Origin of the sequence: Mesorhizobium sp. M0052, assembly GCF_040323255.1 — a bacterium.
In the GTDB taxonomy this organism is placed as follows: Bacteria; Pseudomonadota; Alphaproteobacteria; order Rhizobiales; family Rhizobiaceae; genus Mesorhizobium.
In genome coordinates, this window is sequence record NZ_JAMYUS010000027.1 from 44,208 (window position 1) to 58,840 (window position 14,633).

At 62.2% G+C, this 14,633-nt stretch carries 12 protein-coding genes; 4 read left to right on the plus strand and 8 right to left on the minus strand.

What is annotated here, in order from left to right; translation table 11 throughout:
- Window positions 1–467: 467 nt before the first annotated feature.
- The 5 genes from NKJ77_RS27950 to NKJ77_RS27970 form a co-directional block, all read right to left on the minus strand.
- A complete protein-coding gene (locus tag NKJ77_RS27950) occupies window positions 468–668 on the minus strand; it encodes a hypothetical protein (protein ID WP_081725396.1) in 201 nt (66 codons plus the stop codon).
- Window positions 669–670: 2 nt separating this feature from the next.
- Window positions 671–856: a hypothetical protein gene (locus tag NKJ77_RS27955; protein ID WP_023682450.1), complete on the minus strand. Its 186-nt coding sequence runs from the start codon at window positions 854–856 to the stop codon at window positions 671–673.
- A 655-nt stretch (window positions 857–1,511) separates the two neighbouring features.
- On the minus strand, window positions 1,512–2,984 hold the full coding sequence (locus NKJ77_RS27960) for a protein adenylyltransferase SelO (protein WP_023832098.1): 1,473 nt from the start codon (window positions 2,982–2,984) through the stop codon (window positions 1,512–1,514).
- Window positions 2,985–3,269: 285 nt separating this feature from the next.
- Window positions 3,270–4,646, minus strand: a complete 1,377-nt coding sequence (locus NKJ77_RS27965; RefSeq protein WP_023832099.1) for an NAD(P)/FAD-dependent oxidoreductase — start codon at window positions 4,644–4,646, stop codon at window positions 3,270–3,272.
- A 30-nt stretch (window positions 4,647–4,676) separates the two neighbouring features.
- Window positions 4,677–5,504 carry a DUF2243 domain-containing protein gene (locus NKJ77_RS27970; protein WP_286487402.1) on the minus strand — a complete coding sequence of 276 codons (828 nt, stop codon included), beginning with the start codon at window positions 5,502–5,504 and terminating at the stop codon, window positions 4,677–4,679.
- Between the two features lie 312 nt (window positions 5,505–5,816).
- Between NKJ77_RS27970 and ctaD the strand changes: the two genes are divergently transcribed.
- A complete protein-coding gene (ctaD, locus tag NKJ77_RS27975) occupies window positions 5,817–7,475 on the plus strand; it encodes a cytochrome c oxidase subunit I (protein WP_352536079.1) in 1,659 nt (552 codons plus the stop codon).
- 103 nt (window positions 7,476–7,578) lie between these two features.
- On the opposite strand, the gene sdhD is transcribed toward ctaD, so the two are convergent.
- The gene (gene sdhD, locus NKJ77_RS27980; RefSeq protein WP_031195657.1) at window positions 7,579–7,968 is read right to left on the minus strand and encodes a succinate dehydrogenase, hydrophobic membrane anchor protein; all 390 of its coding nucleotides are present in this window, start codon (window positions 7,966–7,968) and stop codon (window positions 7,579–7,581) included.
- Between the two features lie 658 nt (window positions 7,969–8,626).
- On the opposite strand from sdhD, the gene cphA reads away from it, so the two are divergent.
- From cphA to NKJ77_RS27995, 3 genes are read left to right on the plus strand one after another with little or no spacing between them, the layout of a single operon-like run.
- Window positions 8,627–11,404 carry a cyanophycin synthetase gene (gene cphA, locus NKJ77_RS27985; RefSeq protein ID WP_050589928.1) on the plus strand — a complete coding sequence of 926 codons (2,778 nt, stop codon included), beginning with the start codon at window positions 8,627–8,629 and terminating at the stop codon, window positions 11,402–11,404.
- On the plus strand, window positions 11,404–12,303 hold the full coding sequence (locus NKJ77_RS27990) for an isoaspartyl peptidase/L-asparaginase family protein (protein WP_023832106.1): 900 nt from the start codon (window positions 11,404–11,406) through the stop codon (window positions 12,301–12,303). Before cphA ends, NKJ77_RS27990 begins: the two co-directional genes overlap by 1 nt.
- Window positions 12,300–13,124: a cyanophycinase gene (locus NKJ77_RS27995; protein ID WP_023710470.1), complete on the plus strand. Its 825-nt coding sequence runs from the start codon at window positions 12,300–12,302 to the stop codon at window positions 13,122–13,124. Before NKJ77_RS27990 ends, NKJ77_RS27995 begins: the two co-directional genes overlap by 4 nt.
- A gap of 196 nt (window positions 13,125–13,320) precedes the next feature.
- Here the strand turns inward: NKJ77_RS27995 and NKJ77_RS28000 are convergent, their stop codons facing one another.
- Both NKJ77_RS28000 and NKJ77_RS28005 read right to left on the minus strand, forming a co-directional pair.
- Window positions 13,321–13,818 (minus strand): hydrolase, encoded by a 498-nt coding sequence (locus NKJ77_RS28000; protein WP_023832107.1) that lies wholly within the window; start codon window positions 13,816–13,818, stop codon window positions 13,321–13,323.
- Window positions 13,819–13,857: 39 nt separating this feature from the next.
- The gene (locus NKJ77_RS28005) at window positions 13,858–14,028 is read right to left on the minus strand and encodes a hypothetical protein (protein ID WP_023672674.1); all 171 of its coding nucleotides are present in this window, start codon (window positions 14,026–14,028) and stop codon (window positions 13,858–13,860) included.
- Window positions 14,029–14,633: the final 605 nt, after the last annotated feature.

The window sequence follows — 14,633 nt, forward strand, 5'->3', positions numbered from 1 at the left end:
TCGGACCGGGCTCCGCGAGAACTTGGGAGAGATCGTCAAAGATCTTTCAATCCGGCCAATGTAGATCGAAACGGCGAATCTGTGGATTTCCGGTGGAACATCGTCGCCTTGAAACACTTCGGGCGTTGCACTGCCCCATCAGTGCACGTTCCCTTGTTCTGTTGGAACTGGCCGGCTGCCGAAAGGTGGCCGGCTTTTTTGTATATTAGCGGAACCTGAAATTACGGGGCTTGTTCTGGATGCGGCAGCGAGCCCCTCGCTGCTGGTCGAGGGCCGTAACCCTTGGCCGGGCCCGCATCGCTCCGCCAGTGGTGCGGGCCCACGGCCTCCGGTTTTTCCGGGCGTCTGGACTCGCCGATCCTTACCCTGGTCCGGCTAATGCATGTCACTCAAAAAATGGCTCGGTTGTGAGACAACGACATGCACACGCGGCGCGCTTTAGCACAATCATTCACAAAGCCGTGGGTTCAACTGTTGCTACCCTTCTTGGCTGGATTGTGCGAATGATGACTGTCCTTTTCACCACCACCCCCTGAAACTCGGCTTTTGGATCGACGGTCTTCATCCGCCGGGGGTTTGTTGACCTGCAGGGGTTTTCTGGCGTTCTCGTGCGATGCGCCTGGCCCGCCCTGCCGGATCGTGTTCGGGTGTTTCTTCGATGTGGACATGATCACCGATCCTGCTGACGGCCCTGATGAGTGGTGTTGACCTTGGTGTTGGCTTGCTGCCCTTGGCGCTCCGGATCCGGCGCTCCGTGAGTGCCGTGCTGGGCATCATCGTGGCTAATCTGTCGCCCTTCTCCTCGACCCTTCTGGCTCTGGTTCTCAGGCGGCACGGGCGGCATTTTGCTCGACATCTGCATCTCCTTGGGTTGGTCTCGTGACTCCAAACCGTGATCGTGGGGGGAAGTTCCGTCTGCTTCATCAGCACCTGTGCTTTTCGGTGCCGACGGTGACTCCCAACAGCGGCCCGCGTTGCTGGTCGAGGACAGGCAATCTCTGGGCGGGCCGCGTCGCCCGCCAGTGGTGCGGGCCTGCAATATAAATCCTAAGCTAGTTTATTGCGAGCTTCCGGCGACTTGCGTAGCGGGCCACAGTGGCTTTCAGGAGAGCAGCGTGTTGTATCCGGTCGATTTGGAGCGACCGAAATACAGTGCTTGACCACGTTGCTGACATGATCGGTGACGAGCGCGGTGTCGCGCCTGGATCGCGGCAGCAGCCTCTGGTCCGATCTGCCCGCAGCTGGTGGCAGCTAAAACGACGTCAAAAGACCTAAGTCTCTTTGATCGCCCTCGCTGCTCGCACGAGCGATGACCAGTCAGCTCCCATGGCTGCGACAAGGTCTCGAGCATCTTCGTCTGATATTCCGGTACGGTCTACGAGCTTCCGTGCCAGCAATTCGAATGCCAATTCTATGATCGTCATAGCTCAGCCCTTACGAGAGTGCCCGTGATGATAGCTTGCAAATGGGTCTTCCGCATTTGCACATGTTAAGCGACCATCACGAATGTCTCATGTACCGCAGAATGTCTGCAGGACGCGCTCATCCGGGCGTGGCGGCTCAGCAAAGCGTTCCATTCCCGGCTGCTCATCGAAGGGACGGCTGACGACCGCCAGGATCTCCTCGAACGGTCTGAAGTCGCCGCCCAACGCCGCCTGGATCATCGCCTCGATGCGATGATTGCGGGGGATGAATTTGGGATTGACCGATTGCATGGCAGAACGGCGCGTGGCCGTGTCGGCTGCTTCGCTTGCAATGCGCTGGCGCCACCGCGCCGACCAGGCATCGAATGAGCCTGGATCCTTAAACAACTGCCGCGCCGTGCCTTGGCCGTCCGCAGCGTCGAGGTCATCGCCCAGGCGCCGAAAGCCGAGCGTAAAGTCCGCTTCGCCGTGAGCCAGCACGTCCAGAAAGTCGGCAGCGAGCTGCAAGTCGCCTTCCGCTTCGGTCAGCAGTCCGAGTTTTGTGCGGAAGCCGCGCTGCAACACAGCCTCATAGGAGGCCTGGAACGACCTCAGCACCTCTTCCGCTTCAGACACTGCTTCATTCTCGTCCGTGCTCATGAGCGGCAGCAGGGTCTCGGCAAAGCGCGCAAGGTTCCATGTGGCGACACGAGGCTGGTTGGCATAGGCATAGCGACCGGCGCGGTCTATCGAACTGAACACCGCGCTGGGGTCGTAAGCGTCCATGAAGGCGCATGGGCCATAGTCGATCGTCTCGCCCGAGATCGACATGTTGTCGGTGTTCATGACGCCATGGATGAAGCCGACCAGCATCCAGCGCGCCACCAGGTCCGCCTGTGCGGCGACAACGGCCTCCAGCAAAGCCCGGTACGGCCGTGCTTCCCCCGCCAGCTGTGGGAAGTGACGCTGAATGGCATAGTCGGCCAGTATCTTGAGCGCCTCGGTGTCGTGGCGCGCGGCGAAATATTGGAACGTGCCGATCCTGATATGGCTTGCCGCCACCCGTGTCAGGACGGCGCCGGGCAGCCGGACCTCGCGATAGACCGGGTCGCCGGTGAGCACCGCCGCAAGGCTTCGCGTCGTCGGAATGCCGAGCGCCGCCATCGCTTCGCTGACGACATATTCGCGCAGGACAGGGCCGAGTGCGGCGCGGCCGTCGCCGTTGCGCGAGAACCGCGTTGGTCCGGATCCCTTCAGCTGGATGTCACGGCGAATGCCGTTGACGTCCACCACTTCGCCAAGCAGCAGAGCGCGCCCGTCGCCGAGCTGAGGCACGAAGCTTCCGAACTGGTGGCCCGCATAAGCCAGGGCGATTGCCTGCAAGCCTTCCGGAAATTTGTTGCCGGCCAGCATCGCCACTCCATCCGGGCTGGTAAGCAGGTCGGCATCGAGCCCGAGTTCCTCGGCGAGGGGCCGGTTGAACCGGATCAGCCGCGGTTCGGATACCGGCTTCGGATGTGTTTGCGCGAAGAAGCGCTCCGGCAGTTGCGCATAGCTGTTGCTCAGGGCAGGAAGCCCCATCTGAATGACCGGGGTTTGTTCAGCAGTCGCAGGTGACGTCATGACGAGCTGTCTCTGAAGAGGAGGGGTTCAACAGATCCCGTTTCGAGGAGCCTGTGTTCATTTGTTCATATAGGGACGCAACGTCGTTGGTGCCATCCGGATCCATCAGGCCGGCACGGGATACAAGCTGGGAACCACCCGCCTCGATTATCGAGGTTCGGGCTGCCGTGGGACGCCGGGCCGTGGCGGAATCCAGAGCTGACCCCCGCATCGCCACTGTCTCCGAACTGAGCACCCGGCAATCTAGTCAGTGCGGGCGGGCAATGCCGGGGCAGGGTCTGCCTTGGGTGGCAGCGGCTCTCTCGGGACCGCTCCCGGCGACGATGTTGAACCCGGTTCGACTCGTTCCTCGGCGATGAGCCGGGCGCCACGCTCGTAGGTCAGGTAGCGCCAGAGCCACTGGATCGAGACCTGAACGCGGTGCTGAAAACCGACGAGCAGGTAGACATGGATGAGCGCCCAGGCAGACCAGGCGAACCAGCCTTTCAGTTTCAGCCTGCCCGATTCGAACACGGCAGCGTGGCGGCCGACGATGGCCGTGTTGCCTCGATTGCTGAAGACAAAAGCGGGCAGCGTGTCGCCAGCATCTATCCGGCGTGCCAGTGCCTTGCCGAGGTGCTCGCCCTGCTGCTTGGCGACCTGGGCAAGACCCGGCAATGGCTGGCCGTTCCCATCGACGACCAGTGCGACGTCGCCAAGCGCGAAGACATCGGGATGGCCGACGACCTGCAGGTCGGATTCGACCTTCACCCGACCGCCGCGGTCGAGCCCGACACCAAGCTGGGCGGCCAGCGGAGAAGCCGCCACCCCGGCGGCCCAGAGCGTCAAGGCGACCGGGATGACCTGGCCGCCGACGGTGATCTGATGCGCTTCGATCGCCTCGACCCGGTTGCCGAGCGCGACCTCGACGCCCAGGCTTTCAAGGCGCAGACGCGCATATCTGGAAAGCTCCGGGGCGAATCCGGCGAGCAGACGCTCGCCGGCTTCTACAAGTATGATCCTTGTCTTCTCGGGCCGGATGTTGCGGAAGTCGCGCGCCAGTGTGTGCCGGCTGAGTTCGGCGATCGAGCCCGCCAGTTCGACACCGGTCGGGCCGCCGCCGATAATGGCGATCGTCATCAGCCGGGATTGCTCGACTGGATCGGTAGTCCGTTCCGCGTGCTCGAACGATAGCAGCAGCCGTGACCGGATCGTGCGCGCGTCCTCGATGGTCTTCAAGCCGGGACAAACCCGAGCCCAGCTCTCCTGGCCAAAATAGAATGGCTGCGAACCGGTGGCCAAGACCAGGATGTCGTAGGGGACCGTGGTCCCATCGGCCAGCACCAGTATCCTGGCCTCGGTGCCGATCTCGGTGACATCGCCGAAGAGGACCTGAACCGAGGGATAGCGGCCCAGGATCTTGCGGATGGGCTCGGCGATATCAGGCGCCGACAAGGCGGCGGTTGCAACCTGATAGAGCAAGGGCTGGAACAGGTGGTGATTGTGGCGGTCGATGATCGTCACCCCGATTTCCGCCTTGCCGAGCGCCTTGGCAACCTCCAGACCGGCAAAGCCTCCGCCGACCACGACGATGCGCGGTGTCAGGCTCCGGCCGTGGCTGCTCTCGGTGGCGAATTGCATGCTTGATACTCCCCTATCCCTGTCCGGAAGTCATAGCCTGGCAGGAGTGCCTCGCTGCTGGCTGGAGCTACTGCTCACTCCGGCGGCATCGGTCCAGGCAAGGCATCCGGCAATGACAGGCGTCGTGCTGACCACAAGGGCGCCGCGCGCGTGAAGGGCTACCAACCCGCGCCATGAGACGCGGTCGACCGCCCAGATGGTGCCGCTGGCGTCGACCCATTTGAGATGGGCGTCGGCGACTTCAACGGCCCGCATCATCGCCGCCGGTTCCATCCCGGCCCGAAAGACGATGATGGAATTGGCGGCGCCGTTGAAGAACGGGCCGGCGCCGGCTGCCAGTCCCGCAAGCAGGACGATGCTGGTCAGCGCTGCCGAAGCACCGCGTGCCGGTCCGCCGCGGTTGGGCAGCACCAGCACCAACACAAGCGGCACGATGCCGAAGATGACCAGCCACGCAATATCCCAGGCGAGCGGCAAGTCGCTGTTCATCTTGATCCGGTGCAGACCCAGCAGCCAGTGAAACACGACGGCATCGACGACATGCCAGACGCCGAACCCGGCGAAGGCGAGCCGCAGGATCTCCGTGGTGGTCCCGGGCCGCGCGCCGGCCGCCCTCGCGGCCACCAGCAGCACCGTGCCGGCGACGGCGAGCACATACATGAAAAGATGGAAGAGGCCGTCGGCCATGATCTGGAAGCGCAGGTCGGAACCCACCGGATCGGCGACGCCCGAGAGAAGATGATGCCATTGCAGGATCTGATGCAGGACGATGCCGTCGAAGAAACCGCCGAGCGCGAAGCCGAGCAGCAGCCAGCCGGCTCGCGTTCTCGGGTCGAGTGTCGCGGTGATCGCGTCCATGTCAGGACCACCGGCTCCAGGCCGGGGCGTTCAGTTGCCTGGGCACCGACATGTCCGGCGGCGTGGGGTCATGGAGACCATGACGCGCCTCGAGCCAGAAGGCGGCTATCAGCCCACCAACCACCGTCGTCAGAACCAGGGTCGCAGCAATTATCGCCAGCATGGACGTCGATCCTCAGCCGCGCAGGGTCGGCCGCGCGGAACCTAACAGCGGCTTCCGTGGAATGTTCCTGGCTGTCGGTTCGGTGGAGGGAACAATCAAGTTCCAGCACGGTTCGATGCTGGCGACGGACGGCTCAAGCGGAGAAGGTCATGAACGAATATACGGCGGCAGATCCGGACGGTCTCGACAGCCACCAGCCGAGCGGCATCACCCGATGGCTGTTTTCGACCAACCACAAGGACATCGGCACACTCTATCTGGTCTTCGCTTTCATCGCGGGGGTGATCGGCATGCTCTTGTCGGTGAGCATGCGAATCGAGCTGCAGCAACCCGGGATCCAGTTTTTCCCCGGACTGGCGTCGATGATCTACGGTTACCAGGGCGACGCGGCGATCGACGCCGGCAAGCAGCTTTACAACGTCTTCACCACGGCCCACGCGCTGATCATGATCTTCTACACTGTGATGCCCGCCCTGATCGGCGGCTTCGCCAACTGGATGGTTCCGATCATGATCGGCGCCCCCGACATGGCCTTCCCGCGCATGAACAACATCTCGTTCTGGCTGCTGCCGCCGGCATTGATGTTGCTTTTATTGTCGATCTTCATGCCCAGCGTCCCCGGCGGCTATGGCCCTGGGACCGGCTGGTTCCTGTACCCGCCGCTGTCGACCTCCGGCCATCCCGGTCCCGCCGTGGATCTGGTCATACTGTCTCTGCACATTGCGGGCGCCTCCTCGATCCTGGGAGCCATCAACTTCATCACCACCATCTTCAACATGCGCGCGCCGGGGATGACCCTGCACAAGATGCCCCTGTTTGTGTGGTCGATCCTCATCACCGCCTTCCTGCTGCTGCTGGCTCTGCCGGTGCTGGCCGGCGCCATCACCATGCTCCTGACCGATCGCAATTTCGGAACCACGTTCTTCGCGCCGGACGGCGGAGGCGACCCGCTGCTGTACCAGCATCTCTTCTGGTTCTTCGGCCACCCGGAAGTCTACATCATGATCCTGCCGGCGTTCGGCATCGTCAGCCAGGTGATCTCGACCTTCTCGCGAAAGCCGATCTTCGGGTATCTCGGGATGGTCTACGCAATCGTGGCGATCGGGGTGATCGGCTTCGTCGTCTGGGCCCACCATATGTACACCAGCGGGATAGGCCTCGACACGCAGCGCTACTTCACCTTCGCCACGATGGTGATCGCAGTGCCGACCGGGATAAAAGTGTTCTCCTGGATTGCAACCATGTGGGGCGGTTCGGTCAGCCTGCGGACGCCGATGCTCTGGGCCCTCGGCTTCATATTCCTGTTCACCGTGGGCGGGGTGACGGGCGTTCAACTCGCAAATGCCGGCCTCGACCGTGAACTGCACGACACATACTTCGTCGTCGCGCATTTCCACTACATACTTTCACTGGGAGCGATCTTCGGCATCTTCGCGGGCTGGTATTACTGGTTTCCGAAAATGACGGGATATCTCTACAACCCGCTTCTGGCTGGGGTCCATTTCTGGACGACCTTCGTCGGCGTGAACCTCGTCTTCTTCCCCCATCACTTCCTTGGATTGGCTGGCATGCCGCGTCGCTATGTCGACTATCCCGACGCATTCGCCGGCTGGAACATGGTGTCCTCGTATGGATCGTACCTGTCGGCCGCGAGTGTCGTGATTTTCCTCTTCGGCATCTTGGAAGCTTTCTACCGGCAAAGAGCCGCCGGCATGAACCCATGGGGGCCAGGAGCTACCACATTGGAGTGGGAGCTGACCTCTCCACCCCCTTTCCATCAATGGGACAGGCTGCCGCAAATCAGATGAGGCCGGGTTGTCGAACTCCTTTGCGCAAGCCAGCCCGGTTCGCCGCTGAGGCGAACTTCAGCCTGCCGGTGGCAGACGCTGGCTGCAGCTGAGAACCGGATCGCTATCTGAAGCTGATTAACAGCACAGCGAACAAGCTTGCGAGCGCGACTGCCCAGCAGAATAACCAATTGGCGATCAGAAGAAGCGATTTGAGCACGGTGGCATGGCAGTAATCTTCGATGATCGATTGCATTCCAAGCCGCATGTGAACGCAGCTTACGAGAATGAAGCCAATAAGGGCTGGCGCGACATAGATCGATCCTACGACGCTGATGACGGCGTCTCGAGGCTCACCGACCAGCATTATAACGACCGCGACGATGTAAATGACAAGGATCAACAGGGCAGCAGATGTCAGCCGCTCCAGCATGAACGTTTCGGTTCCGTGTTTCGCCGATCCAAGGCCCCGCACTCGAGCTAGCGGAGTTCTGATTGAGGGTCTGTCAGCCATGGCGTTTCCCCAAAATTACTTGGTTGCCTTGCGCGCAACTCAAGCTGTTGCTGTTTCGATGCCCGGGCCGTCGGTGCCGACGGATAGTGGGCAAGCACGGTCTCCAGTCGAGCAAGGCGGGCTTTGTGGGCGTTCAGTTCGTATCCTGAACGCCATCCAATTTGCCTGGGTCTGCCATCTCTGCATAACTCGCTTTCAAGCAGCGAGATACGAAGGCGAACCGCGTCGATCTCCTTGACAAGCGCGGCCTTCACCGATTTTCGACTCTGCATGGCTGTAGTTCCGGTGCGAGGATGGTTCCAAACCTGACGCGTCTGGAAATGTTCCCGGGTGCCGAAGGCGTGCTGAAGATTAATGCCTTCGGTGCTGGACCCGCACAATGGGTCGCCATGAGTTAAAGCCGGGCACTAGCTCAACGGCCGCGGCGTGTCCGGCGAATGCTTGTGAAGAGGAGCGAATGCCTGGCCCGCCTCGTCCCGAGAGATAAGTAGCCCTCAGAACAGCGACCGTACGTGGCCGAGATGACCAGAGGGTGTTCTTGGGCCAACATATGTTAACGGCCACTTTTGTTTCTCTCTCCTGCAAAAATATTTGGGCTGAAAGGCCGGGAACTAACCGATCCTCCGGATGTTGCGGAGTTAGTCAGGAGAAACGGACTATGTCGGACAAAGAAATTCATCGGGGCGCCTCGCGTTTTCGCCCTATCCGCGTCGTGGACGCCCGCGTGTTTCGCGGGCCGCACCTCTATAGCATGACGCCAATGGTCCAGATTCGGATCGACCTCGGAGCACTTGAGGCGTTCCCGACAGACAAACTGCCTGGGTTTTCCGAACAAATCGTCCGACTGTTGCCCGGCCTTGCGGGCCATGGCTGTAGCTATGGCGCCGCCGGCGGCTTCGTCCGCCGCATGCAGGAAGGAACCTGGCTCGGCCACGTCGTCGAGCATGTCGCCCTGGAACTGCAGAGCATGCTCGGTCACCGGGTGACACGAGGAAAGACACGGTCGGTCAAAGGCAGTCCCGGCACTTATAACGTCATGTTCGCCTACAAGGATGAGCTTGTCGGGCTGCTCGCCGGACGCGTCGCGCTCGAACTGGTGGACAGCCTGCTGCCGGCCAATCTGCATGGTGTCGAGGGGCTCGGCGACATTGCGGAAACGCAGGGGCCATTCGAGTTCGCAGCCAGGCTGCAGCAGCTCAAGCGTCTGGCCGCCGAGCGTGCCTTGGGGCCTACGACTGCTTCCTTGGTGCGCGAGGCCGAGAGGCGAGGCATACCCGCGGCGCGGATTGACGACAGCAGCCTCGTGCTGTTTGGTCACGGAAAGCATCAGAAGCGCATCCGCGCCAGTTGCAGCGACCTCACTTCCGAGATTGCGACCGAGATCGCCTCGGACAAGGACCTGACCAAATTCCTGCTGCAACAGGCCGGGCTACCGGTGCCACGCGGGGAACTGGTGCGATCGGCGCAGGACGCGGTCGCGGCAGCCGCACGGCTGGGCTACCCCGTGGTCACCAAACCACTCGATGGCAATCATGGAAGCGGCGTCAACATCGGTCTGGCAACAGAAGACGAGGTCCGCTGGGGCTTCGAACAGGCGCGAGAACACAGCCGCAGCGTTATCGTCGAGCAGCATTTCGTCGGCTCGGACCACAGGATCCTGGTGATCGGTGGAAAGGTCGTGGCGCTTGCCGAGAGGGTTCCGGCCCATGTGGTCGGCGATGGCCGGAGTTCTGTCGCCGAGCTCGTCGAGGAGACGAACCGCGACCCGCGAAGGGGAGAGGGCCATTCCTCGGTATTGACCCGCATCGAGATCGACGAATGTGTCGAGCATTTCCTGTCAAAATCGCAGCTCACCCTGGCGAGCGTTCCAGCGCCGGGTCAAATGGTGCTCTTGCGGCCCACCGCCAATCTCTCCACCGGTGGGACCGCGATTGACCGAACGGAAGAAATCCATCCCGAAAACGCGCTGATCGCCAGGCGGGCGGCACAGATCGTCGGCCTCGACATTGCCGGGATCGACTTCGTCTGTCCCGACATCTCACGGCCGGTGAGCGAAACCGGCGGCGGCATCATAGAGGTGAATGCCGGTCCTGGTTTCCGCATGCATCTCGAACCCTCGTCGGGGCGCGCCCGCAACGTCGCACGGCCCGTGCTCGATCTTCTCTTCAAAGGCGGCAAGGACGGCCGGATTCCGATCTTCGCGATCACGGGCACCAACGGCAAGTCGACCACTGCCCGGATGCTGGCGCACATCCTGCAGGCGAATGGGGCAACCGTCGGGCTCACCTCGACCACCGGCGTCTACTTGAACGGCGAGCGGATCATGACAGGCGATTGCTCAGGCCCGCAGAGCGCCAGGATCGTGCTGCGCGAGCCGGGTGTCGATGTCGCGGTGCTGGAATGTGCGCGCGGCGGCATCCTGCGCGAAGGGCTTGCCTTCGATGCATGCGATGTTGGCGCGGTTCTGAACGTCCACGGCGACCATCTCGGGCTGAGGGGCATCGACACGATCGAGGACCTGGCGGAGGTGAAATCGGTCGTGGTCGAGTCCGTCCGCCGCGGCGGATGGAGCATTCTTAATGCCGACGACGTCCACACGTCCGCAATGTCGCGAGATGCCGGCGGCAGGATCTGCTACTTCTCGCTGGCGAGCAGGAGCGAGTGGCCCGGTTTCTTGCGCAACCACCTGGCGGAAGGCGGCCGCGCCGTGACGCGGGAGCCCAGCAGCGACGGCTGGGACATTTTCATCCACGAGGATGGGGAGTCGATGTTCCTGATGAGCGTCGACGAAATTCCCGCGACCTTCGAGGGTTCGGCCGAATTCAACGTTGCCAACAGCCTGGCAGCCGTCGCCATGGCGCATTGCCACGATGTTCCGGCGGCAACGATCCGGGCGGCGCTGGCCGAGTTTGGCACCTCGTTCGAGCAATCTCCCGGTCGCCTCAACGTCTTCGACGGGCATGGTTTCCGCACGATCGTCGACTATGCGCACAATCCGGAAGGGCTGAAGGCGCTCGGAAAGCTCGTTTCCCACATGAGGCGCGGCTATCAGCGCACGATCGGCTTGGTCGCCATACCCGGTGACCGCCGCGATTGTGATATACGCGAGATGGGCGCGATCGCTTCGCGGATATTCGACGTCATCGTCTTCAAGGAGGATGAGCAGGAGCTGCGCGGCCGAGCCCCCGGAGCGATCGCCGGCTTGCTGCGGGAAGGTGCCTTGAACGCCGGCTGCGCCCCAGGCCGCATTCACGCCGTCTGTCCCGAGAAGGAGGCCGTCGACGTGTGTCTCAGGCTTGCACGGGAAAACGACCTTGTCGTGCTGACCGTCGACGACGTTGAAGCCGTGTGGCGGCAGGTAACCGGCTTCGGAGGCGCGACGCCTTCGAGGGGAGGGCCCGATCAGACCCATATTCGCCATCTGAGGGCTGGCTGATGTGGTCGCTGATCCTGCACGGCGGCGCCAAGGAGATCGATCCGCAAGAGGAGGAGGCGCATCGCAACGGATGCATCGAGGCGCTCGAGGCAGGTCGGGCCGTCCTGGCCGGCGGCGGAACGGCGGTCGATGCCGTGGAAGCTGCCAGTCGCGTCCTCGAGGCCGACCCGACATTCAATGCGGGATATGGAAGTGCCCTCAATTCGGACGGCGAGGTCGAGATGTGCGCTGGCCTGATGGAGGGCAGGGACTTCAATGTGGGTGCCGTCGCAGTGATCAAGGGCGTGCGCCATCCAATCAGTGTCGCGAAGGCCATGCTGCATGAGGAGCCGATCCTGCTGGCGTCGGAGGGGGCCCGGCGTTTCGCCGCCGACAAGCAGCTGGAGCTTTGCGATCCGGCGGATTTGATCACGCCGCAGCAGCGCGACGCCTCCAGCAAGTCGGAGGCGAAGGATACGATCGGTGTGGTTGCCCTGGATCAATACGGGGACATCGCCGTCGGCACTTCGACCGGCGGACTGGACGGCAGTGCTCCGGGTCGTGTGGGGGATTCTCCGCAACCCGGCTGCGGCTACTATGCCGACAACCGGTTGGGAGCCGTCGCCTTCTCGGGAGACGGTGAGCATATCGCGCGAAAGGCTCTCGCGGCCCGTGTCATGCAGGCACTCTCGGCGCGGCAGGCATTGTCCTCGGGACAGGCTGAAGGCGGCCTGGAGCAGGTGCTGAATCCCGCGCTCAAGGAAGTCGAGGCGATCGGCGGCGAAGCCGGAGCCATCGTGCTTACCGCGACCGGCGTGTCTGGATGGGCGCATAACAGCAGGGAGTTCGCAGTCGCTTTCATGACCAGCGAGGACAACCACCCGCACGTTTTCCTGCGCAAGAAAGACGTGGGCAAATGACCGACAAGAAGAAAAAGCGATCCTCGAACGGTAAAGCCGGAACGCTCGTCATCATCGGCGGCCACGAGGACCATGATGGCGATCGTGTCATCTTGAAGGAGGTAGCGAGCCTGGTTCCGAATGGCCGCCTGGTGCTTGCCACCATCGCGTCTCATGAGCCGGATGGCTATCTCGAGAAGTATCAGAGGTCCTTCGGTGAGCTGGGCATCAAGGATGTCATCGAGCTCTACGTCAACGACCGCCTCGAGGCAGCTCATGAAAAGAAAATAAGTGCGCTTGCAGACGTGAGCGCGGTGTTCTTCTCCGGCGGCGACCAGCTCCGCATCACCAGCCAGATCGGCGACACGCCCATCGACGAGCGGGTGCACGAAATCTATGAAGCCGGAGGCGTCATTGCCGGCACCTCCGCGGGCGCGTCGGTCATGAGCGACACAATGATGGTGAAGGGGCCGAACGCAGCGTCCTTTCGGATCGGCCACATTCGCATGGCGCCGGGACTGGGCCTGCTGCCGAACGTCATTATCGACCAGCACTTTGCGGAACGTGGCCGCATTGGGCGGCTCATCGGGGCGGTGTCGCAGAACCCGCGCGTCCTCGGCATCGGCATTGATGAAGACACCGCGATCGTGGTGAAGGGCGAGATGTTCAAGGTCATTGGCAGCGGCGCTGTCTATCTGGTCGATGCAGCCGGCGTGACCCATTCCAACATCGCGGAAGGTGAGCCTGACGCCGCCCTTTCGATTCATGATCTGAGGGTTCACGTGCTGAGCTCAGGCGATGCGTTCGATCTCGCGCTGCGACGGCCGGTGGGGCTTCCGTAAGACTTCGCCAAACTCAAGCTGATGGTGTGGCGCGGTCCGCGTACCGCGAAAACCGCATATATGAAGCAGTTCTCCTATTTGAAGTCGCCCAACCAGGATTGTCGCGTTGTGGCAGGCCCGGCAGCATTACAGACGGCCTCTCGTCGGCTCGAATCCCGCAAAGCTGAGACCTTCGCTCGCCCGGCGTTCTGCCGGGCTAACCCCGCTGGCGACTGGCCTGAATGGCAGCAAAGGTTACCGGACGAAACCCCCATGCGTCGACGCCGACATCATGCTGGCGCGTCATCGGCTTCAGACGACCGTGCGAATGACCGTGCAGGTTTACCGATCTCTTGCCGATCTGGTTCCAGGTGCGAAAAGGATAGTGACACAGAACCAGCAAGCGGCCCTCGACAAGAAGCTCCATGTAGTGGTGCACGCTCGCCCAGGCCGGGTCGCCAATGGTGGCGGCGCTGTCATTGTTGCCAATAATCAGGTGCTTGGACCCGTTAAGAGACGACAGCAGTGAAGAGACGGTCTCGGCTGGACCCTTGGCGAAATCGCCGAGGTGCCAGACCTCGTCGTTCGGGCCAACCGTTTCGTTCCAAAACGCAACCAGCGCCTGGTCATGCTCGACCAACGAGGCGAAGGGACGCCGGTCGAGGCGCAGAATGCGCGGATCGTTGAAATGCGTATCGGAAGTGAAGAAGATCATGCGCCGCGGCCGGCTGCGATGCGCGATTGGCGGTCGCCTCTAACTGCCGGAGCGCTCTTCGGCTTCATCATCGATCCCGATCGGGGCTTCCCTGAGCATCTTGAGTGCCTCTTCCTTCGTAAGGCCGCACTTGCGCGCGAAGTAGAGCGCCTCGATCGCCTTTTCGCGATCCGCCGTGGATTTTGCGTGCTGTTTGGGCTTTTTGCCCATCGTTCTCTGCCACCTTCCGAGGCCACCAAACCATCACAGTGCCGCGTTGTTCCCGTGCATGGGCTGACCTGCCGGACTGCGCGAATGCCGATGTCGCCGACACCGCGCGAGCCCCCGGACAGCGCGTATATCAGCCGGCTCGCGACAACGGTGGAGCGACTCCAACCCCGACAGCGTGAATTCAAACGAAAGCCCGCGCCGTGGGAGGGCCCGGCGCGGGCGATCGGGCTACCGATCTTGCAGCGCGGGGGTCGACCGCTGCATGGCTCGAACTGTGCAAGCGAGCATTTGTTCCGGGCCGCATGCAAAGCATCGGCGTTTCATTGCATCCTGGGGGACACAACCAGCATTTCGCTTCAGTCCGCCGCCGATGTGGGAGGATGAATACCGCCTTGCGCTAATTCGTCCGCCCTGGACACGAAACCAACCGCGCATTGAGCGCGAAGCTTCGGCGATTTAAAACACCTGCACTGGAATATTTCCGGGCGCATGGAACATCTCCGGTCGCTGATGTTTAGGCCGGAATGACGATGATCTCTGTTCTTACAATGATTTACTCTCTCGCCATCTTTATCGGCGCGAAGCGGCGCAACCTCTTGGTGAAT

Bases quoted from the DNA above. Each gene is read 5' to 3' on its own strand.
- NKJ77_RS27950 (WP_081725396.1), bottom strand. From the start codon at position 668: ATGTCCACATCGAAGAAACACCCGAACACGATCCGGCAGGGCGGGCCA.
- NKJ77_RS27955 (WP_023682450.1), bottom strand. From the start codon at position 856: ATGTCGAGCAAAATGCCGCCCGTGCCGCCTGAGAACCAGAGCCAGAAG.
- NKJ77_RS27960 (WP_023832098.1), bottom strand. From the start codon at position 2,984: ATGGGGCTTCCTGCCCTGAGCAACAGCTATGCGCAACTGCCGGAGCGC.
- NKJ77_RS27965 (WP_023832099.1), bottom strand. From the start codon at position 4,646: ATGCAATTCGCCACCGAGAGCAGCCACGGCCGGAGCCTGACACCGCGC.
- NKJ77_RS27970 (WP_286487402.1), bottom strand. From the start codon at position 5,504: ATGGACGCGATCACCGCGACACTCGACCCGAGAACGCGAGCCGGCTGG.
- ctaD (WP_352536079.1), top strand. From the start codon at position 5,817: ATGAACGAATATACGGCGGCAGATCCGGACGGTCTCGACAGCCACCAG.
- sdhD (WP_031195657.1), bottom strand. From the start codon at position 7,968: ATGGCTGACAGACCCTCAATCAGAACTCCGCTAGCTCGAGTGCGGGGC.
- cphA (WP_050589928.1), top strand. From the start codon at position 8,627: ATGTCGGACAAAGAAATTCATCGGGGCGCCTCGCGTTTTCGCCCTATC.
- NKJ77_RS27990 (WP_023832106.1), top strand. From the start codon at position 11,404: ATGTGGTCGCTGATCCTGCACGGCGGCGCCAAGGAGATCGATCCGCAA.
- NKJ77_RS27995 (WP_023710470.1), top strand. From the start codon at position 12,300: ATGACCGACAAGAAGAAAAAGCGATCCTCGAACGGTAAAGCCGGAACG.
- NKJ77_RS28000 (WP_023832107.1), bottom strand. From the start codon at position 13,818: ATGATCTTCTTCACTTCCGATACGCATTTCAACGATCCGCGCATTCTG.
- NKJ77_RS28005 (WP_023672674.1), bottom strand. From the start codon at position 14,028: ATGGGCAAAAAGCCCAAACAGCACGCAAAATCCACGGCGGATCGCGAA.